The organism is Aminobacter niigataensis (assembly GCF_014200015.1).
Classification (GTDB): Bacteria; Pseudomonadota; Alphaproteobacteria; order Rhizobiales; family Rhizobiaceae; genus Aminobacter; species Aminobacter niigataensis.
Genome location: NZ_JACHOT010000001.1, coordinates 15,379 through 33,985 on the forward strand (window position 1 = coordinate 15,379; position 18,607 = coordinate 33,985).

At 65.4% G+C, this 18,607-nt stretch carries 24 protein-coding genes; 7 read left to right on the forward strand and 17 right to left on the reverse strand.

Going from position 1 to position 18,607, the window contains the following annotated elements:
• Positions 1-11: 11 nt before the first annotated feature.
• From GGQ99_RS00085 to GGQ99_RS00105, 5 genes are all read right to left on the reverse strand, one after another.
• Positions 12-242, reverse strand: coding sequence for a hypothetical protein (locus GGQ99_RS00085; RefSeq protein WP_183259831.1), 231 nt, complete (start codon positions 240-242; stop codon positions 12-14).
• A gap of 55 nt (positions 243-297) precedes the next feature.
• The gene (locus tag GGQ99_RS00090) at positions 298-444 is read right to left on the reverse strand and encodes a hypothetical protein (RefSeq protein WP_159091624.1); all 147 of its coding nucleotides are present in this window, start codon (positions 442-444) and stop codon (positions 298-300) included.
• 27 nt (positions 445-471) lie between these two features.
• Positions 472-726 (reverse strand): hypothetical protein, encoded by a 255-nt coding sequence (locus GGQ99_RS00095; protein ID WP_183259833.1) that lies wholly within the window; start codon positions 724-726, stop codon positions 472-474.
• Positions 723-989 carry a hypothetical protein gene (locus GGQ99_RS00100; RefSeq protein ID WP_183259836.1) on the reverse strand — a complete coding sequence of 89 codons (267 nt, stop codon included), beginning with the start codon at positions 987-989 and terminating at the stop codon, positions 723-725. The genes GGQ99_RS00095 and GGQ99_RS00100 overlap by 4 nt, the downstream gene beginning before the upstream one ends.
• 128 nt (positions 990-1,117) lie before the next feature.
• Positions 1,118-1,324: a cold-shock protein gene (locus GGQ99_RS00105; protein ID WP_108607279.1), complete on the reverse strand. Its 207-nt coding sequence runs from the start codon at positions 1,322-1,324 to the stop codon at positions 1,118-1,120.
• Positions 1,325-1,668: 344 nt separating this feature from the next.
• Here GGQ99_RS00105 and GGQ99_RS00110 point away from each other — a divergent pair, with 344 nt between their 5' ends.
• Positions 1,669-1,848: a hypothetical protein gene (locus GGQ99_RS00110; RefSeq protein ID WP_183259838.1), complete on the forward strand. Its 180-nt coding sequence runs from the start codon at positions 1,669-1,671 to the stop codon at positions 1,846-1,848.
• A gap of 21 nt (positions 1,849-1,869) precedes the next feature.
• Here GGQ99_RS00110 and GGQ99_RS00115 read toward each other — a convergent pair whose 3' ends face one another.
• The 4 genes from GGQ99_RS00115 to GGQ99_RS00130 are packed head-to-tail and all read right to left on the reverse strand — an operon-like array spanning position 1,870 to position 8,693.
• Positions 1,870-3,951, reverse strand: a complete 2,082-nt coding sequence (locus tag GGQ99_RS00115) for a hypothetical protein (RefSeq protein ID WP_183259840.1) — start codon at positions 3,949-3,951, stop codon at positions 1,870-1,872.
• A 1-nt stretch (position 3,952) separates the two neighbouring features.
• Complete coding sequence (locus GGQ99_RS00120) at positions 3,953-6,778, reverse strand: DUF4159 domain-containing protein (protein WP_183259842.1); 2,826 nt, start codon at positions 6,776-6,778, stop codon at positions 3,953-3,955.
• Positions 6,775-7,689: a DUF58 domain-containing protein gene (locus GGQ99_RS00125; RefSeq protein ID WP_108607282.1), complete on the reverse strand. Its 915-nt coding sequence runs from the start codon at positions 7,687-7,689 to the stop codon at positions 6,775-6,777. Before GGQ99_RS00125 ends, GGQ99_RS00120 begins: the two co-directional genes overlap by 4 nt.
• Positions 7,689-8,693 carry an AAA family ATPase gene (locus GGQ99_RS00130; protein WP_108609792.1) on the reverse strand — a complete coding sequence of 335 codons (1,005 nt, stop codon included), beginning with the start codon at positions 8,691-8,693 and terminating at the stop codon, positions 7,689-7,691. The genes GGQ99_RS00125 and GGQ99_RS00130 overlap by 1 nt, the downstream gene beginning before the upstream one ends.
• A 318-nt stretch (positions 8,694-9,011) precedes the next feature.
• On the opposite strand from GGQ99_RS00130, the gene GGQ99_RS00135 reads away from it, so the two are divergent.
• The 3 genes from GGQ99_RS00135 to GGQ99_RS00145 are packed head-to-tail and all read left to right on the forward strand — an operon-like array spanning position 9,012 to position 11,541.
• Entirely contained in the window at positions 9,012-9,656 is a 645-nt protein-coding gene (locus GGQ99_RS00135; RefSeq protein WP_108609793.1) for a DUF1285 domain-containing protein, read from the forward strand.
• The gene (locus GGQ99_RS00140; RefSeq protein ID WP_108607283.1) at positions 9,656-10,288 is read left to right on the forward strand and encodes a CoA pyrophosphatase; all 633 of its coding nucleotides are present in this window, start codon (positions 9,656-9,658) and stop codon (positions 10,286-10,288) included. Before GGQ99_RS00135 ends, GGQ99_RS00140 begins: the two co-directional genes overlap by 1 nt.
• Positions 10,285-11,541 carry a CCA tRNA nucleotidyltransferase gene (locus GGQ99_RS00145; RefSeq protein WP_183259844.1) on the forward strand — a complete coding sequence of 419 codons (1,257 nt, stop codon included), beginning with the start codon at positions 10,285-10,287 and terminating at the stop codon, positions 11,539-11,541. The genes GGQ99_RS00140 and GGQ99_RS00145 overlap by 4 nt, the downstream gene beginning before the upstream one ends.
• A 20-nt stretch (positions 11,542-11,561) precedes the next feature.
• Here the strand turns inward: GGQ99_RS00145 and GGQ99_RS00150 are convergent, their stop codons facing one another.
• The 6 genes from GGQ99_RS00150 to hemF form a co-directional block, all read right to left on the reverse strand.
• Positions 11,562-11,747, reverse strand: coding sequence for a DUF1059 domain-containing protein (locus GGQ99_RS00150; protein ID WP_055970520.1), 186 nt, complete (start codon positions 11,745-11,747; stop codon positions 11,562-11,564).
• Between the two features lie 245 nt (positions 11,748-11,992).
• Positions 11,993-12,253: a DUF1344 domain-containing protein gene (locus GGQ99_RS00155; RefSeq protein WP_108607285.1), complete on the reverse strand. Its 261-nt coding sequence runs from the start codon at positions 12,251-12,253 to the stop codon at positions 11,993-11,995.
• 261 nt (positions 12,254-12,514) lie between these two features.
• A complete protein-coding gene (locus GGQ99_RS00160; RefSeq protein WP_108607286.1) occupies positions 12,515-14,350 on the reverse strand; it encodes a DEAD/DEAH box helicase in 1,836 nt (611 codons plus the stop codon).
• Positions 14,351-14,472: 122 nt separating this feature from the next.
• Positions 14,473-14,736, reverse strand: a complete 264-nt coding sequence (locus GGQ99_RS00165) for a helix-turn-helix domain-containing protein (protein ID WP_159091626.1) — start codon at positions 14,734-14,736, stop codon at positions 14,473-14,475.
• A gap of 79 nt (positions 14,737-14,815) precedes the next feature.
• Positions 14,816-14,989 (reverse strand): BrnT family toxin, encoded by a 174-nt coding sequence (locus GGQ99_RS00170; RefSeq protein ID WP_210307716.1) that lies wholly within the window; start codon positions 14,987-14,989, stop codon positions 14,816-14,818.
• A gap of 55 nt (positions 14,990-15,044) precedes the next feature.
• Positions 15,045-15,956 (reverse strand): oxygen-dependent coproporphyrinogen oxidase, encoded by a 912-nt coding sequence (hemF, locus tag GGQ99_RS00175; protein WP_183259845.1) that lies wholly within the window; start codon positions 15,954-15,956, stop codon positions 15,045-15,047.
• A gap of 78 nt (positions 15,957-16,034) precedes the next feature.
• Here hemF and GGQ99_RS00180 point away from each other — a divergent pair, with 78 nt between their 5' ends.
• Together GGQ99_RS00180 and GGQ99_RS00185 are read left to right on the forward strand one after the other, a co-directional pair.
• Positions 16,035-16,292: a hypothetical protein gene (locus GGQ99_RS00180; RefSeq protein ID WP_108607290.1), complete on the forward strand. Its 258-nt coding sequence runs from the start codon at positions 16,035-16,037 to the stop codon at positions 16,290-16,292.
• Positions 16,293-16,313: 21 nt separating this feature from the next.
• Positions 16,314-16,898, forward strand: coding sequence for a carboxymuconolactone decarboxylase family protein (locus GGQ99_RS00185; RefSeq protein WP_183259847.1), 585 nt, complete (start codon positions 16,314-16,316; stop codon positions 16,896-16,898).
• A 31-nt stretch (positions 16,899-16,929) separates the two neighbouring features.
• On the opposite strand, the gene soxR is transcribed toward GGQ99_RS00185, so the two are convergent.
• Both soxR and GGQ99_RS00195 read right to left on the reverse strand, forming a co-directional pair.
• The gene (gene soxR / locus GGQ99_RS00190) at positions 16,930-17,373 is read right to left on the reverse strand and encodes a redox-sensitive transcriptional activator SoxR (protein ID WP_183259849.1); all 444 of its coding nucleotides are present in this window, start codon (positions 17,371-17,373) and stop codon (positions 16,930-16,932) included.
• A gap of 163 nt (positions 17,374-17,536) precedes the next feature.
• Positions 17,537-17,995 (reverse strand): tRNA (cytidine(34)-2'-O)-methyltransferase, encoded by a 459-nt coding sequence (locus GGQ99_RS00195; protein WP_183259851.1) that lies wholly within the window; start codon positions 17,993-17,995, stop codon positions 17,537-17,539.
• A gap of 345 nt (positions 17,996-18,340) precedes the next feature.
• Between GGQ99_RS00195 and GGQ99_RS00200 the strand changes: the two genes are divergently transcribed.
• Positions 18,341-18,586 (forward strand): hypothetical protein, encoded by a 246-nt coding sequence (locus tag GGQ99_RS00200; protein WP_183259853.1) that lies wholly within the window; start codon positions 18,341-18,343, stop codon positions 18,584-18,586.
• Positions 18,587-18,607: the final 21 nt, after the last annotated feature.

An 18,607-nucleotide genomic window follows, 5' to 3' on the forward strand; every position in this document is an offset into this window, starting at 1 on the left:
TCGGCGATCAGTCACGGCCAGATTGGCTCTTCGCCGGAAACCGGTCCGGCATAGAGCTCACGGCCGGACCAGTCGCAGACGCGGACGTGGTCCGGGATCTGCGGCATGGCGAGTGTGTGGAAAAGCGAGCCGGCGATGTCGATTGCCGATTCCAGGTTCGCCGCTTCGAGCGGAACCCGGTCGAGGGTGGCGTGCGCGCCGTCTTCTTCGCGCAGGCGATAAAATTCGATGACGAAGTTCACATTCGCCTCCAGCCGCCTGATCCCGGAGATCGCAGACGATTTTCGGGGCCGTGCGTCAGCCTTTCGGCTTGCCCTTGTAGGGGGCGGTTTCTGCCTGTTTGACCTGGGAGCCGAATGGGGCAGCCGCCTTCACGGCGACCTTTTCCTTCTTGGGTTTTCTGGTTTCGCGGTTGCTGCGTTGTTGGCCCTTGGCCATGATCATTTCCTCCTTGCCAGTGAAACGTCGCGCCTATCCGGCCGCCGCTTCGACCCCCTCGAGATTGTCTTCCGTGGTGACCCGCTCGTGGCTCTCGCTGTCGCTGCGGATCCGGTATTGCGGCGAGCCGTCCTTGGCCGGCAATGTCGCCTTGACGTGGAAGGTCTCCGCGTCCTTCACCGCGATGCCGACCCGGCTCCTGATCCGGACCATCTGGCCGACCGCGAAGCGATGCGACGGCTTTTCCACGCGCGGGGCTGTAGCCGGTCCCTTTGTGAACCTGATCATGCGAGCTGTTCCTGGTCCTGCCGCAGCGCGGCTTCGAGTTCGGCGTGGTCGATGGCCAGAACCTGGCTGGTGAGCAGATTGGAAGACCGGGCGGGCAGGTGGATGTAGGTGGCAACGCGCCGGTAGGCGATCCAGGATATGCCGTCGATCATTTCCTCATCCTCGTCGATATCGTAGTCGCCCGCCGGCTGGATTTCTTCCAATCCACGCAAGGCGAACGGCTTGTCGAAATGGACGGTCGAGTGCTTGGTGCGCCCGGTCATGACAGCAACTCCGTTAATGGACGAAAAGCGGAGCAATGCCCCGCTTTCCTCACTTCAGCCGTGCTCGGAAGCGAACCGAGAGAGACGCTGCCAGTACATCCGTGGTCAGCGTCCTTCGATCCGATCAATCAGAGCAGCTGAAGATTGGTGGCCGACTCGCGGCCCTTGGTGTCGCGCTCGAGCTCGAAATTGAGCTTCTGGCCTTCGGCGAGGCCGGAGAAGCCTGCACGTTCAAGCGCGCTGACATGGACGAACACGTCCTTGCCGCCGTCAGCCTGTTCGATGAAGCCAAAGCCCTTCTGGCCGTTGTAGAACTTTACGGTTCCAGTGTTCATTAGATTGTCTTTCGAATGAGAAAAGTCGTCGTGCAGCAAGTAATGCCGCACATCAAAGGATCGACGATTTGGAGTGAGTTCGGCGGGTCGAGAGCCTCTGACGCCGCGATAGCCAAGCTTGGCCCAAAAAACGATAATTTACTTATAGCTGTTAATTGAGGTTTATGTAAGGAGTTTTTTCCGGAGCCGCTTTTATTTGCGAGTTTATTTTAGCAGTACGGCTTCTATCATGGGCGCCGGAATGCTGTTACGCTTCGGCAACTAGCAGAAAATCAGCACTTGCATTCCTGTCGGGTCGCTTGACCCTTGGCGGCGGGATGCATTTCCCCATGCGAGGACAAACCATGTTTTTCACGAAACGACCAACCGTTCCTGCGCCCTTATTGGCCATGTCCGTGCCTGTCGCCAAGGCAGCCAGTCGCCTGACGGTGCGCAAGGACGAGGCCGCGCGGCGACGCCTTGCCGACACCGACGGCGCGCGGCGGCGCCAGCTTCAGCTCGTTGAAGACAATCGCCTGCGCTGACGGACTCCATGGCGAGGGCGGTCAGCGTCCCTCGCGGTACCACATCGCGCCGAGCGCCAGCAGCAGCAGTCCCAGACCGAGGAAGCCGCCGAACAAAGGCACACGCGACACCGACTTGAGCACGCTGTCGTCGGTGGTGCGGAAGCCGAGCCAATCGCGGCCCGAGGCTTCAGCCGTGCCGCGCACCGGCACGACGTTCGGCACGGAGATGCCTCTCGAAATGGCCGAAATGCCCGTTGCCGCCAACCGGCGCACGTCGCCGCCGGTCGCATCGACCGCCGGCTTGAGCACGTTCTCGGTCGAAACGACGTCGGCGAATTCCTGCGCATTGACCGGCCCGACATGGGCAAGGGCGGTCAGGTCGCCATTGCCGACCTGGTAGAGGCCGATTTCGCTGGTCTCGACGCTGCCCAGGAAGATGCCCGGATCGCTCTTGGTCAACGGCACGTCCAGCGTCTTGCCCGAAGGCGTGATGACACGTGCCGAGCCTGCTTCGTCGCGCATGGTCTGGCGGCGGATGTCGAGCACCATGCCGCGTCCATCGGCGGTCAGGCGCTCTTCCTCGAGTTCCGGCTCCTTCATCAGCCAGTGGGCGATGCGTCGGTAGAGCGAGACGTGCGGGCCGCCGCCCTCATAGCCGCGCGCCCACAGCCAACCCTGGTCCGACAGGAACATGCCGACCCGGCCTTCGCCCTTGCGGTCGAGCAGCAGCAGGGGGCGATCGTCGGCGCCCTTCATCACCACTTCGCCGTCCGGCCGCTCGATGCCGATCTGGCGGAACCAGCGGCTCCAGCGCGGCGGCTCCTGGCCTGAGCCTTCAAGGCCCCGGGTCACCGGGTGGCGCTGGCCGAGTTCGGTCAGGCGGGGGTAGAACGCCTTTTCGATGACGTCGCCATTGGGCATGGCCGGCAGGGCCGAGATCAGCGGCGTGTTGGCGATGGACTGGTCGCCGGCATATTCGGGTCCTGCGGCGATCAGCAGCGCACCGCCCTTTTCGACATATTCGGCAATGTAGTCGTAGTAGAGGATCGGCAGCACGTCGCGGTGCTGGTAGCGGTCGAATATGATCAGGTCGAAGTCGTTGATGCGCTCGACAAACAGCTCGCGCGTCGGAAACGCGATCAGCGACAGCTCGTTGATCGGCGTGCCGTCCTGCTTTTCCGGCGGCCGCAGGATGGTGAAATGCACGAGGTCGACGGAAGCGTCGGACTTGAGCAGGTTGCGCCAGGTACGCTCGCCGGCATGCGGCTCGCCCGAGACCAGCAGCACGCGCAGGTTCTCGCGGATGCCGTCGACCAGCGCGATCGTGCGGTTGTTGGTGTCGGTCAACTCGCCGTCGACGCGTTCGATCGACAGTTCGACGATGTTGCGGCCGGCACTCGGTATGGTGATCTGCAGCGGCATTTGCTGGCCGACGAAGGCGCGCTGGACCGAAACCTGCACTCCGTTGATCGACACGCGCACGTCGACAGCACCGGCTTCGCCGCCGGTGTCGATCACCCGGTAGGTCATGTCGAGCGGCTTGCCGACGATGCCGAAGCGTGGCGCGTTCTCGAAGCGGATGCGGCGGTCGCGCTCGTTCTCCTCGCCGGTGATCAGCGCATGCAGCGGGGCGTTGATCGCCGGCGCGCCCGGCACGTCGTGCACCTGGCCGTCCGTCACCATGACGGCGCCGCCGATGCGCGACGGCGGCACGTCGCGGAACGCACTTTCGAGCGCTGCAAACAGGCGTGTCTCGGTGCGGTCGTCGGCCGCATCGGCGCGCCCGGCCTCGACCACGCGCACCTCGAACTGACGGAAGCGCGCCAGGCGCTCCTTGAGGCCCTCGACCGCGGCATCGGTCTGGACGGTGCGCTCGCCGATCTGCTGGCTCTGGCTGCGGTCGACGACGATGGCGACGACGCTCTTCAGCGGTTCGCGTTCCTCGTCGAGGATCACGGGGTTGGCCAGCGCCAGGCCGAGTGCGCCAAGCGCAAGCAACCTCAGCCATCCGCCGCGCTGGCGGAACCACAGGCCGACGAGCGCCAGCAGCGCCAGCGGCACGAGCAGGGCGGCCAAGACGGGCCACGACAAAAGGGGTTCGAAGGCGACGGACCAGTTCATGTCACTGCCCCAGCCGTTCGAGCAGTACGGGCACGTGCACCTGGTCGGATTTGTAGTTGCCGGTCAGCATGTACATCATGACGTTGACGCCGGCGCGCAGGGCATAGACGCGCTGCATCGGGTCGGACGGCACGGTCGGCAGCATCGGTTCGCCGTTCTCGTCGACGGCCCAGGCGCCGGCGAAATCGTTGGCGGTGATCATGATCGGGGTCACCCCGTCGCCGGTGCGCACCGGCCGGCCTTCGGCATTGGATGCCTCCAGCGACGCCTCGACCCAGAGCGGGCTGCCGTTGAAGCGGCCCGGAAACTCGGGAAGGATGAAGAACGCCTTGGTCAGCACGTGGTCGGCCGGCACCGGCTCCAGCGGCGGCACATTGAGATTGGCCAGGATGTCGCGCAGCCGCTCGGTGGCAGGGCTTGCCGAATCCGCGCCGATGCCGTTGGCAAACTGGTCGCGCGTGTCGAACAATACCGTGCCGCCCTGTTTCATATAGGCGTCGACGCGGGCGATGGCCGCCTCGCTCGGCATCGGGGCTGCCGGATCGATCGGCCAGTAGATCAGCGGGTAGAAGGCAAGCTCGTCCTTGGCGATGTCGACGCCGGCCGGCTCGCCCGGCTCCAGCGCTGTCTTTTCGACGAGGAATTTTGTCAGGCCGGTAATGCCGGCCCGGCTGATCGCGTCGACCGAGGCTTCGCCCGTCAGGACGTAGGCAATGCGGGTGCGCGAGATCGCTTCCACGGCTTCGAGGTCGCCGGGCTTGGTGTCGTCGGCACGCGCGACGTCGGGCTGCGCAAGCAGCGCACCCAGGCAAAGCAGGACCGCAGCCGCAGTTCCGGCCGTTCGTGCGCGCCGGGTGCCACGGCGCGAGAACATCCCGCCCATCCACAGGACGGCCAGCGTGTCGAGCGCCATCAATGCCAGGGCTGCTGCCACGAGCGGGCCTTTCAAGTCGCGCGATTCGTCGAAAGCGTAACGTATTTCGGTCACCGGCGCCGAGAATTGCGGCCGGACGATCGGCACAAGCGCTGCGTCGGCCTTGAGCAGGTTGTGGGCGAGCACGCCTTCTTCGCTGCCATAGAGGCCGGGTGGATTTTCGAGCGTCACCGGCAGGGTGCCTGAACCGGCGAGCAACGGGCGGGCGTCCGGCGGCGGCGGCACGATACGCCCTTCTGCCGATATCATCCGGTAAGGTGCCAGCGATGCCGGCTTGTCTTCGGCACCGGCCGTCGCCGTGCCCTGGTTGCGCGACAGCTGCACGATGCGGCGCAGCATCTCGACGAAACTGCCCGAGATCGGCAGGTTCGACCATGTCGCTTGCGGCGCGATGTGGAACAGCACCAGCGTGCCCTTGCCGCGCCGCGCGCCGGTCACCAGCGGCGTGCCGTCGGCGAGGTTGGCCCAGGTGCTTTGCGCGAGATCGGGTGTCGGCTCGGCCAGCACCTGCCGGCTCACCGTCACCTCGTTGGGCGGAGAAAGATCGCCGAAGGGGCCGCTGCCGGGAAAGTCGCTCACCGGCTGCGGTGCCGTCCACGACAGGGCGCCGCCGAGCGAACGTTCGCCGAGCCTCAGCCTGACCGGCAGCAGTTCCTCGTCATTGCCGGCGGCCGCCAGCCGCGAACCGGCGAAGCGCACCAGCGTGCCGCCGTCGTTGAGCCACTTGAGCAGCCTTTCACGTGCCTGCGGCGGAATCGTGCCGACATCGGCCATGACGATCATCGCCGGCTTCTGGTCGATCAGCTGCGGGATCGCTTCGGCAAGGTCGGAGCTTGTCGGCTCGCTCAGGTCGGCAAAGGGTTCAAGCGCGCGGCGAATGTAATAGAGCGGCGCCAGCAGCGGCTGCGAATCGTCGGCATCCGACTGCGACAGCAGGCCGACGCGGCGGCGCTTGGAGCTGTCGTCGAGCACCCGCACCGCGCCCGCCTGGGCCTGGCCGTCGAGCGCGATCGAGGCGAAATCGTTGCGCAGCTCGAAGGGCACGGTCATCGTGCCGGTCGCCACCGTCTCGCCCGGTGCAAAGGTCAGCGTGGCGTCGGCGATGCGGCGGCCCTTGTCGTCGAAGGCGCCGGCGGTCACGGCACCAGGCGCCGGATCGCCAGGCGCGCGGATCGCGGTCAGGGCAAATCCGTCCATCTCGTTTTCGGCCGATGTCAGGCCCTTGGCGTCTAGCCGTTCCGGCGATGCCCACAGCACGTTCGGCGGGTTTTGGCCGAGCAGCGTGGCGAACGCCTGTTCGTCGCCTGCACTTGCCAGCCCGTCGTCGAGGACAGCGATGCTGGCGCCGGGCAGTGTGGCCAGCACCGTCGCGACACGGGCGTAGACCGGGCCGCGGTCGGTCGGCACCGGTCGAGGCTCGGCGGCGCGCAGCCGGTCGAGTGCGGCCTGGGCGTCGAAGGGGCCGATCTCGGCATTCGGTTTTTCGGCGGTGAAGGCCAGCACGACCGGCTGGCCTGCGGCCCCGGCATCGGCGATCAGCCGTTCGGCGGTCGCGGTGCGGCGTTTCCAGTCCGGCGCGCTCGCCCAGCCATTGTCGACCACCAGCGCCAGCGCCGTCCCGCCCGTCGGCAGTTTTTCGCGCGGGTTGAAGATCGGCTCGGCTAGAGCCAGCACGACAAGCGCTGCCATCAGCAGCCTCAGCAGCGTCAGCCACCACGGGCTCTGGTGCGGCGTTTCTTCCTTTCTGAACACCCGCGCCAGGATCTTCAGCGGCGGGAACACTTCGGCCTGCGGCTTAGGCGGCGTCAATCTGAGCAGCCACCAGATGACCGGCAGCGCCAGCAGGCCCCACAGGACCGCGGGCGCACCGAAGGACAGCGGCAGCCAGCTCATCGGCGGCCTCCCGGTCCGTGGCCTTCGGCGGTCAGCGCCATGTGCACATGCACTAGCGCGTCCGAGGCAAGGCGGTCGGTGTGATTGACAGTGTAGCTCCAGCCCAGCCGCTTGCACCAGGCGGCAAGCTCCTGGCGGCGCGCCGAATAGAGGTTGCGATAAGCCTCGGCCAGTTGTTCGGCACGTCCGGCGGTCAGCTTGTCGCCCGTTTCAGGGTCGGTGAACTCGGTCCGGCCGGCATAGGGGAAACTTTCTTCCGCCGGATCTACAACTTCGATCAGATGGGCGCGGGCGCCGTGGCGGGCCAGCGTATCGAGCCAGGCCATGGTCTCTTCGACCGGGTCGAGGAAGTCGCCGATGATGACGATGTCGGAAAAGCGGCGGATGCCGGAAAGGTCGGGCTTCGCCGGCAGCGACATGGCTTGCGCCAGATGGGAGGCCAGCCGCTCGGCACCGCTGCGGGCGCTGAACGGGTCCGTCAGCCCCGGCCAGGCGATGCGTTCGCCGCTGCGCGACAGAAGCTCGGCCAGCGCGAAGACCAGCACCAGGGCCCGCGATTCCTTCGACACCGTAGCCGCCTTCGACTTGTACAGCATCGACGGCGACAGGTCGGCCCACAGCCAGACGGTGTGGGCGGCTTCCCATTCGCGGTCGCGGACATAGGTGTGGTCGTCGCGGGCCGAGCGGCGCCAGTCGATGCGGGCCATCGCCTCGCCCTGTACATAAGGCCGGAACTGCCAGAAATTCTCGCCGATGCCGCGCTTCTTGCGGCCGTGCCAGCCGGCAATCACGGTGTTGACGATGCGGCGGGCCTCGACCAGCAGGTCAGGCACCAGCGACGCGCGCAGCCTGCCGCGGGCAAGCGCATCGCTGGTCGCAACCGGTGCCGATGACTCGCCGATGCGCGCCATCAGATGTCCTTGACCAGCCGCGCCACCACGTCGCGGACCGTCATGCCTTCGGCGCGGGCGGCGAAGGTCAGTGCCATACGGTGCTGAAGGACAGGCTCGGCCAGCGCGCGGATGTCGTCGATCGACGGCGCGAGGCGTCCGTCATAAAGCGCGCGCGCCCTGGCGCACAGCGTCAGCGCCTGGCTGGCGCGGGGGCCGGGACCCCACGACACGTGTTTGTCAGTCTCGGTATTGCCCTGGCCCGGACGGGCCGAGCGCACCAGCTTGAGGATCGCCTCGACCACGCTTTCGGGCACCGGCATGCGGCGGATCAGATGCTGGATGTCCTTCAGCCGCTGCGGATCGAGCACGTTCTGGGCCTTGGCGTCCTCGATGCCGGTGGTTTCCAGAAGGATGCGGCGCTCGGCCTCGAGCTCGGGATAGAGGATGTCGACCTGCATCAGGAAGCGGTCGAGTTGGGCTTCCGGCAGCGGATAGGTGCCTTCCTGCTCCAGCGGGTTCTGGGTTGCCAGCACATGGAAAGGGGCGGGCAGGTCGTGGCGCTCGCCGGCGACCGTCACGTGATACTCCTGCATCGCCTGCAGCAACGCGGACTGGGTGCGCGGGCTGGCGCGGTTGATCTCGTCGGCCATCAGCAATTGCGCGAAGATCGGCCCGGAAATGAAGCGGAAGGAGCGTTTGCCCTGGTCGTCCTGCTCCATCACCTCGGAGCCGAGGATGTCGGACGGCATCAGGTCGGGCGTGAACTGGATACGGCGCGAGTCGAGGCCGAGCACGATGCCGAGTGTTTCGACCAGCTTGGTCTTGGCGAGCCCAGGCACGCCGACCAGCAGCGCGTGGCCGCCGGCCAGGAGCGCAACCAGCGTGCGTTCGACCACACTTTCCTGGCCGAAGATGACGCGGCCGACGCCGGCGCGGATCTTGGCGATGTCGGCAAGCGCACGTTCGGCTGCGGCGATCATCTCGCTCTCGCTCATCGCCGTTTCCTTGATCATCACGCTCATGCGGGCCGGATCCTTCTTCTGGCGCGGGGCCCTGAAATCGAAACCGATTCCCGGACCGCCGATGCGCTCACTCAAAATGCTACAGCGTGCCTCTCTCGTCCATCCGAACGCGATGCCGCTTCGTAAATCTACCTGGATTATTTGCCCCTTGGTCCGGTGCGTCGTCCGTGTGGACGTCGTGCCTGCCGCCCAATCCCCAGAGGTCAAACGATCCCGGGCGTCGCGATCTCCATGCCCGCACCTTGGCGAGGCCATGGCATTGAACTTAAATCACTTGCCTATGCTGACAAGCGCAACAACAGTGACTATTTCGTGACCATGACTGGCGACCTTGACCATAGCCGCGAGGCGACGACTGACCCTGGGCTGACCCGCGCCGGCGACGCGGCCGGCCTCGAGGCGCTGATCTCACGCGCCGCCCGCGCCGGCAAAGGGCTGCCGCCGGTCGAGCGCTGGAATCCCGATTTCTGCGGCGATCTCGACATGGAAATTAGGCCCGACGGCACCTGGTTCTATTTGGGCACGCCGATCGGCCGCATGCCACTGGTGCAGCTGTTTTCGACCGTGCTGCGCAAGGACGAGGACGGCAAGACCTACCTCGTCACCCCGGTGGAAAGAGTCGGCATCCGCGTCGTCGACGCCCATTTCGTTGCCGTCGAGATGAACGTCACGGGCGAGGGCGCCGACCAGGTGCTGACCTTCCGCACCAATGTCGGCGATGTCGTCGAGGCCGGGCCGGAGCATCGGCTGCGCTTCGTCGACGAGCCCGAGACCGGAGGCCTCAAGCCCTATCTGCTGGTGCGCGGTCGTCTGGAGGCGCTGGTCGCGCGTCCTGTCATGTACGAGCTCGTCGAACATGGCGAGCGCATCGAGATCGACGGCAACGACATGTTCGCCGTGCGTTCGAAGGGCGAGGTCTATCCTGTGATGCCCTGGGACAGGCTGGAGCGGCTGAGCGCGTGATGGTCCGTTCCCCGGCAGCACATTATTCGGCGCAGGATTTCCGCCAGCGTGCGGCGCAGGAGCATCTCAACGATGCCGTCGCCGACTATGGCGACCATTTGCTCAACCCCGACATGCGTGAGCTGTTCGTGCACGACCGGTTGCGCGATGCGGCCGTGCTGATCCCGGTGGTGGACCATGGCGACGCCTCGACCGTCATCCTCACCAAGCGGGCGGAGAAGCTGAAGAGCCACTCCGGCCAGATCGCCTTTCCCGGCGGCCGCATCGATCCGGGCGACGTCTCGCCGGAGGCGGCAGCGCTGCGCGAGACATCAGAGGAAATCGGGCTAACGTCAGACTATATCGACATAATCGGCCGCTTGCCGGACTATGTCACCGGCAGCGGCTATCGCATCGCGCCGGTGCTCGGCGTCGTCCGCCCCGGCTTCCAGTTCACCGTCAATCCGGATGAAGTCGACGACATCTTCGAGGTGCCGCTCGGCTTCCTGATGGACCCCGCCAACCACAACCGCGCCAGCCGCACCTGGCAGGACAAGGAGCGTTTTTTCTACGCCATGCCCTACGAGGAGCGCTACATCTGGGGCGTCACCGCCGGCATCATCCGCGCGCTCTATGAAAGGCTCTACACATGAGCGCAACGATCACCGGAGCCTCTTGGCTGAACGATCCGCAGTTGCAGAAACTGCTCGCAGTCCTCAATGCCGATGGCGAAGAAGCGCGCATCGCCGGGGGGGCTGTGCGCAACGCACTGCTCGGCGAACCCGTCGCCGATGTCGACATCGCCACCACCAATTTGCCGGAAGAGACCGTTCGCCGTGCCGAGGCAGCCGGCTTCAAGACCGTGCCCACCGGCGCCGAGCACGGCACGATCACGGTCATATCAGGCGGCAGGCCGTTCGAGGTCACCACGCTGCGTGCCGATGTCGAGACCGATGGCCGCCGCGCCAAGGTCGTCTTCGGCCGCGACTGGAAGCGCGACGCCGAGCGGCGCGACTTCACCATCAATGCGCTTTACGCCAAGGCCGACGGCACGGTGGTCGATCTGGTCGGCGGGCTCGCCGATCTCGAAAGCCGCATCCTGCGTTTCATCGGCGACGCCGAATCGCGCATCCGCGAGGACTATCTGCGCATTCTGCGCTTCTTCCGCTTCTTCGCCTGGTACGGCAAGGGCCGCCCTGATGCCGAAGGGCTGAAGGCCTGCGCGCGGCTCAAGGACGGGCTTTCCCGGCTGTCCGCCGAGCGCGTCTGGTCGGAGTTGAAGCGGCTGCTTGCGGCCCCCGATCCGTCGCGCGCGCTGTTGTGGATGCGCCAGGCCGGCGTGCTGACGGCAGCGCTGCCGGAAAGCGAGAAATGGGGCATCGACGCCATCCATGCGCTCGTCAGGGCGGAAAACGATCTCGGCTGGGCTGCCGATCCGCTGCTGCGCCTGGCATCGATCGTGCCGCCGGATGCGGTGCGCATGAAGACGCTTGGCGAGCGGCTCCGGCTGTCCAATTCCGAGACCGACAGGCTGGTGCAGTGGGCGGCGACAGCGAAGGTGGAAGCGGCTGTCTCCGAAGGCGAACTGGCCAAGCGGCTTTATCGCGGCAATGTCGAAGGTTTCAGGGACCGCCTGCGTCTCGATCTCGCCGCGGCGCGGGGCCGCGCCGAGCAGGACGACAAGGCGTTGATCGAAGCCGGCGGTTATTTCCGGCTGCTCACCTTTGCGGACAAATGGCGGAAGCCTGATTTCCCGCTGCGCGGCGGCGATCTGTCAGAGCTTGGCGTCGAGGGTGCTGCCCTTGGCGCGCTGCTCAAGCATCTGGAAACGGAGTGGGTCGACAGCGGCTTTTCGCTGGGGCGCGACGCGCTGCTCGGGCGCGCCGCTGCAAGGCTCAAGGCCTGAAACCTCGGGCCTGAAGTCCGTCAGGCCGCGTCGCGGACCTTTTCGATGCGCGAGCGGATCGCCTCGATCATCGTCTCGCGGATGATGGTTTCGCCATGCGTCTCGCGCAGGTGCTCGGCGACGCGGCGCATGATTTCAGCTTCGTCCTCGTGGCGCGTGTGCCACTGGCAGCCGGGGACAAGTGACCCGCATTGAAATTCCTTCATCGGATGTCTCCTTCCTCGTCCGGTTCGGGGGTGAACTATAACATGCAATCCGGCGATTGGTTGCGCGGGACTTGAGCCAGCGCGAAATTCGGCTGATGCAGCGCCCGGCCAGGGACGGAAAGCGGAGCCATTGCAAAAGCTTGGGCCGGCTTGCTGCGAAACGGAATCCGCATGGTGCAGGCCGAAATGAAAGGAAGGGCGAAACCTGCGTTCCGCCCTTCCGGAAATTCAATCGCAAAAACGCGCTACTTCAGGATCTTGATGGCTTCGGCGACCTTGTTCTTGCCGCTCATGTCCCAGGAGATCGATACCTTCTCGCCTGCCTTCAGGCCGGGGTCCTTGAACTTCTTGGGCAGCACGAAGGACGAGCCGTCGGCCAAGGTCAGGCTCATCGCCTTGGCGTCGAACGTCTTGATCGTCCCGTCCGTATGCTGGACGGCGGCGAAGGCTACGGCAGATGTTGCGAGAATGGCAGCTGCGGCTGCCGGAACAAGAAGCTTGCGCATGGCATGCTCTCCGACGAATGCGGGCGCCCGATGGGCTAACCCACCTTGTGAAGGGCCGTCCGGTCACGTCGCGTCGCGGTTCGAACCGCCGGCGTTTCCCGGCCCCGGCGATAGAAATAGACCTGTCTTGTCAGGGGAATATTAGACGAAAAACATATTTTGAAACGGTGACTTAGCCACAATCGACGCCAGATTTTCGCTTTGTGGCATCGATTGTGGCGAAGGCTGATGCAGCCAAAAGCCGCAGGCTATCGGACCGCCTTACTCGCCGAACTTCTTCTTCGGCTTGTACTTCTTGGGCGCACCGGTGCCCGCCGGCTTGTCGTAGGCGGGCTTGTCGCCTGCACGGTTTTCGTACGGTTTCTTTTCGTACGGCTTCTTCTCGTAGGGCTTCTTTTCAAAAGCCTTCTTCTTGAAGGGCGGCTTGTCGGAAGGATCGTACTGGCCCTTGCGGTGCTGCTTCTTCGGCTTGGCGCCATGGTCGCCGCCGCCAGGTGCACCTTCGAGCCGCTTGATGTCGACGCCCTTTTCGCCGGTGCCGTTCTGTTCGACGGTCCTGGCGTAGTTGTCGGCGCGGTTGGCCACCACTTCGAAATGCGATTCGGTGTCGAAGATGCGGATCGAGCCGATTTCGTTCTTGGTCACATGGCCCGCCTTGCACAGCAGCGGCAGCAGCCAGCGCGGTTCGGCACGCTGCTTGCGGCCGACCGAGACGGAGAACCAGACACCATCGGTAAAGCGGTTGTCCGGACGCTCGGCCCTGGCGGCATCGAAGGCCGGGATCGGGCGGTCGGAAAGCTCTTCAGCCGCGGGGCGCAAAGCCATCTGCTGGCGCAGCCAGGCGAGAGCCAGCGTCTCAGGCGAATGCGCGGCCAGGACCTCGGCGATGATCGCCGCCTCATCCTCGCCAGCGGCCTCGATGTCGTTGAGCTCGGCCAGCATGCGCTCGCGGTTGCGGGCGTCGATCTCGGCCGGTCCCGGTGCCGACTGCGTCGTCGCTTCGAGTTTTGCCAGTTTGAGCAGGCGTGCAGCGCTGCCGCGGCGGTGGAACGGCACGATCAGCACGCAGACGCCCTTGCGGCCGGCGCGACCGGTACGGCCCGAACGGTGCAGCAGGGTGTCCGGGTTGGTCGGCAGGTCGGCGTGGATGACGAGATCCAGGTTCGGCAGGTCGATGCCGCGGGCGGCGACGTCGGTCGCCACGCAAACACGGGCGCGGCCGTCGCGCATGGCCTGCAGCGCGTTGTTACGCTCGGCCTGGCTCAGTTCGCCCGACAGCGCCACGACGGCAAAGCCGCGGTTGGCAAGGCGGGCCGAGAAATGCTTGACCGCTTCGCGCGTCGCGCAGAACACCATGGTGCTGCGCGCGTCGAAGTAGAGCAGCGTGTTGATGATGGCGTTCTCGCGCTCGGGCGGCGCCACGAGCACGGAGCGGTATTCGATGTCGTCGTGCTGGCGGCTCTCGCCGGCGGCGGTGATGCGCAGGGCGTTGCGCTGGAAGCGCTTCGCCATCTGGGCGATCTGCGGCGGTACGGTTGCCGAGAACAGCAGCGTGCGGCGCTCCTGCGGCGCTGCCGCCAGGATGAACTCCAGGTCTTCGCGAAAGCCGAGGTCGAGCATCTCGTCGGCCTCGTCGAGCACGACGGCGCGCAGGCCGGAGATGTCGAGCGATCCGCGGGTGATGTGGTCGCGCAGGCGGCCCGGCGTGCCGACGACGATGTCAGCACCTTCGTCAAGCGCGCGACGTTCCTTGCGCATGTCCATGCCGCCGACGCAGGAGGCGATGCGGGCGCCGGTCGCGGCATAGAGCCATTCGAACTCGCGGCGCACCTGGATGGCGAGCTCGCGGGTCGGGGCGATGATCACCGCACTTGGGGCACCGGCACGGTCGAAGCGCTCGCGGCCGTCAAGCAGGGTGGGGGCGATGGCAATGCCGAAGGCTACAGTCTTGCCGGAGCCGGTCTGCGCCGAGACCAGAAGGTCGACGCCGTCGGCCTCGGGGGCCAGCACGGACGTTTGCACCGGGGTCAGCGTTTCGTAGCCACGCGCGGTGAGCGCCCCGGCCAGCGCCGGAACCATGTTGTCGAAAATCGTCACAAAAATCTTCCAATGAGAGCGAGGCCCGTCACAGCGGGACGAGGGCCAAGGAAAGCGGGCTCTCTAAAGGTTTGCCGCCCGCACGTCAATGCGACGGCGGGCAGGGCAGCCATGCATAGGGCTCAAGCCGCGTTGCGCCGCATCATGCGCGTCCGCATCTCTTTGGGATCGTCATAGATCAGGTCGATCAGGGTCCTTGCGACGGCATCCGGTTCGGTACGCCGCTGTTCCCAGTTTTGGAGCGTGGTGACGGGTATGCCGAGCAAGGCGGCAAATTCGCCCTGGCTCATTTCCAGCAGGCCGCGCGTCAGCTTCAGCTTGGCGCTCGCATCGAGCGCCCGCGTCTTTTCCTCGGTCCAGTCGTGGCTGTCGGCATCATCGACCATATCTGGCAATCTCCCGGTCGTTGGCCTTCCGCACCGAAATGATGTGAAAGACCGTGTCTCGCATCGTGAACACGCAGACTTAGAGCCGTAAGTCGACATACCCGAAGGCGACGAAGCGATCCTCACCATAGTCGCGCCGGTCGTCCAGCAGGGTGGCGATCCTGTTGCGGATCACGTCCGCCCCGAGTGCCAGCGAGAAACCTCGCTCGGCCCTGGTCCATTCGTCCTTGCCCAGATCGAACGAGATCTTCATGCGGCATCCGTCAGCTGCCGCAATTATACGCTATCAGCGTAGAGTTCGCAATCGCTTACGGCCACCTGACCTCTGGCGGCATGCTGGACAGGATCGAGGCGATGTTGCCGCCGGTCTTGAGGCCGAAGATCGTGCCGCGATCGTAGAGCAGGTTGAATTCGACATAACGGCCACGGCGGACGAGCTGCTCGTCGCGGTCGCCGTCGGTCCAGTTGGTGTTGAAGTTCTGGCGGACGAGATGCTGGTAGGCGACGAGAAACGCGCGGCCGACATCCTGCACGAAGCGGAAGTCGGCATCCCAGCCACCCTTCTCCTCCGGTGAATGCTGCCAGTCGAAGAAGATGCCGCCGGTGCCGCGCGGCTCGTTGCGATGCGGCAGGAAGAAATACTCGTCGCACCAGTCCTTGTACTTCTGGTGGTCGGCGACGGGGTGTTTGGCGCAGGCGAACTGCATCGCCTTGTGGAAGGCAACCGTGTCGGCGTCTTCCTGCGTGCGCCGGCGATCGAGCACCGGCGTCAGGTCGGCGCCGCCGCCGAACCACCAGCGTGAGGTCGCAACCATCCGCGTGTTCATGTGCACGGCCGGCACGTTCGGGTTCTGCGGATGGGCGATCAGCGAAATGCCGGAGGCCCAGAAGCGCGGGTCTTCCTCGGCACCGGGCATCTGCTTGCGGAACTCGGGCGAGAACTCGCCATGCACGGTCGAGGTGTGCACGCCGACCTTCTCGAACACCCGGCCATGCATCATCGACATGATGCCGCCGCCGCCACGTCCCTCGTCGCGCTGCCACGGCGTGCGCTCGAAGCGACCCGGCGCCCACGAGGCCAGCGGTCCCTCAACCTGGTCCTCTAGCGACTCGAAGGCGAGGCAGATGCGATCGCGCAATTCCTCGAACCAGGCGCGGGCGCGCGTCTTCCTGTCTTCGATGTCGGCCGGCAGTCCGGCCGGTATTTCGGGACGCTGCAATTTAGGCTCCGCACAAATGACTCGTAATTGTCCGGCGCGATCCCTAATCTCCTTCTCGTATGGGTCAAGGAGTTCTTTATGGGCACCCCGACCAGACCGCCGCTGGACGACCTCAGAAAAAGGCTCCACCGCAGCCGGGCCGAACGTGAACTCAAGCCGCGCGACGGGTTCCTGCGCGAGACCTTCGTTTTGCCGCGCAACGATGCACGGCTGAAGGCGCAGGAGTGGTTCTCGCGCTGGCCCAAGCAGGCCTACTGGACCGAGATCGAGAGCTGGTTCGAGCGCCCCGGCGACGTCATCGAGTTCACCATCCGCCGCCTGCCGACATCCGACTGATTCTCAAGCGCGGGTGCAAAGATGTTCCTGAAGACGATCGCCGAGGATGAGGCGAAGGGCCGCGTCGCCGAGATCTACGACAAGGCACGAGCGCAACTGGGCTTCGTCATGGAAGCGACCCAATGCTTCACGGCGCGTCCCGACTTGCTGCCGATATATACCGACTTCAACGACCAGATGCGCGCCGGCTTCTCGCTCGGCATGCGCGAATGGCGGCTGATCACGCTGGTTGCCGCCAAGCAGGTCCCGTCGACCTACTGCTCCCATGTCTATGGCAAGCATCTGATCGCCGATCTCGGCTCGAAGGAGGCGGTGCTGGCCCTCCAGCAGGATTTCCGAAATGCGGGGCTGACTGAACGCGACGTTGCGATGCTGGCCTATGCCGAGCAGATCGCCATCGATGCCTCGCAGGTGAGGCAAGCCGACATCGACCGTCTGCGCACCACAGGCTTCAGCGACCAGCAAATCTGCGACATCGCCCTTTGTGCGTCCTTCCGCTGTTTCGTCAGCCGCTTCTTCGATGCGGCCGGTGCCGGGCCGGAGGCAATTTTCATCGACAGCGACGAGGCGTTTCGCGCGGCGATGACGGTCGGCCGGAGCTACTGACGGACCCGGCAACCACGCCGCCCAGATTTCCCTATTCCGCCGGGACGATCAGCCGCCGCGGTCCCGGGCCCTGGCGCGCCAGCCGGTCCTCGCGGTTGCGCAGCGGGCACTTGTCGATCGACATGCAGCCGCAGCCGATGCAGTCGGTCAGCCCGTCGCGCAGTTTCTTCAGCTGTTCGATGCGGTGGTCGAGGTCGTGGCGCCAACCCGTTGATAGCAGACTCCAATCCTCGCGCGTCGGCGTGCGCCCGTCCGGCAGCGCGGCAAAGGCGGCGGCAATGTCGGCGAGCGAGATGCCGACGTCCTGCGCGATCCTGATCACCGCCACCCGCCGCAGCACGTCGCGCGCATAGCGCCGCTGGTTGCCCGAGGTGCGGTGGCTTTGGATCAGCCCGCGCGCCTCGTAGAAATGCAGGGCCGAAACGGCCACGCCGCTGCGCTTCGCCACCTCGCCGACGGTCAGTTCGCTTGCCATGGAGATTCCTGCTTGACCTCAAGGTTGGTTGAGGTTGTACGAGGGTATCCTTCACGATGCAAGGAAGGATCAGGACATGGCGTGCAATCCGAAAATGAACCGAAGCACCAACCCGCCGGGCCGGAGGTTTGCTGCCGTGTTCATGGAGCTGGCAGACGCATGGTCAGCCGATCTGGCGCAGTGCCTCTCCGGCAACCATCGCGGAACTCAGCGCGACGTTGAGGCTGCGGCCGCCGCCGGGCATCGGGATCAACAGCCGCTCGAAGGCGAGATCGTGGACGTGATCCGGCACCCCAGCCGATTCGCGGCCCAGCATGACGATATCGCCGGCCTGGAAGCGGAAATCGGTATAGGGCAGGGCGGCCTTGGTCGACATCAGCACCAGGCGGCGGCCTTCGTCCTGCCGCCAGTCCTCGAAGCGGTCGAAATCGACGTGCCGGGTCAGGGCCGCCATTTCGAGATAATCCATGCCGGCGCGTTTGAGCGCCCGGTCGGAAATGTCGAAGCCGGCGGGCTCGATCAGGTCGACGGCGAGGCCGAGGCAGGCGGCCATGCGCAGGATCGTGCCGGTGTTGCCGGCGATATCCGGCTGGTAGAGCGCGATGCGCAGTTTTTCGTCCATTTTGAGTTCCTAATCTGTGGCGGCAAGGCAACAGCAAGACGAGCCAAAGCAAAAAATGAAGACGAGGCCGTGGCATTCCGCCGCGAATGGGCGTATACGGCCGGCATTGTCAACTCGGACCGATGGAGGGGTACATGATGCATCTTGATATTCACCGCCCCACCTGTGGGCGACGAACTGCCTGACGGCGGACCGGTTCGACGACTTTCCTGACATTTCCAGGCATTTTCGCATCGTGGTCCGCAGAAGCCCTTATCCGGTTTTCGAAGGACAATTCCGATGTTTGCCAACATCCCACACGGGCCCGACGCTCGTAACGAACCCGACTCTGCAAATTCCCTGGGGTTGAGCCAACTCGCCGAAGCGAGGCGCAAGGCCTGGGCGCTGTCGATCGGCGCAAGCCCGCAAGCCTCGGGCCCGCCGAGAAAGCTGCATCGCGGCATGTTGCCCGATGTCGACATGAGCAATGTCGTGCCCGACCCCAACCACCGGCCGTTCTTCGGCCGCGTCTTCGCCCTGATCGGCCGGCTTGCCGGCCGGTCGGGTCAGGCCCGGCCTGCTGCCAGAACGATGTCAGGAGGCAACCGCTGAGGATTCGCCGAATCCTCAGCG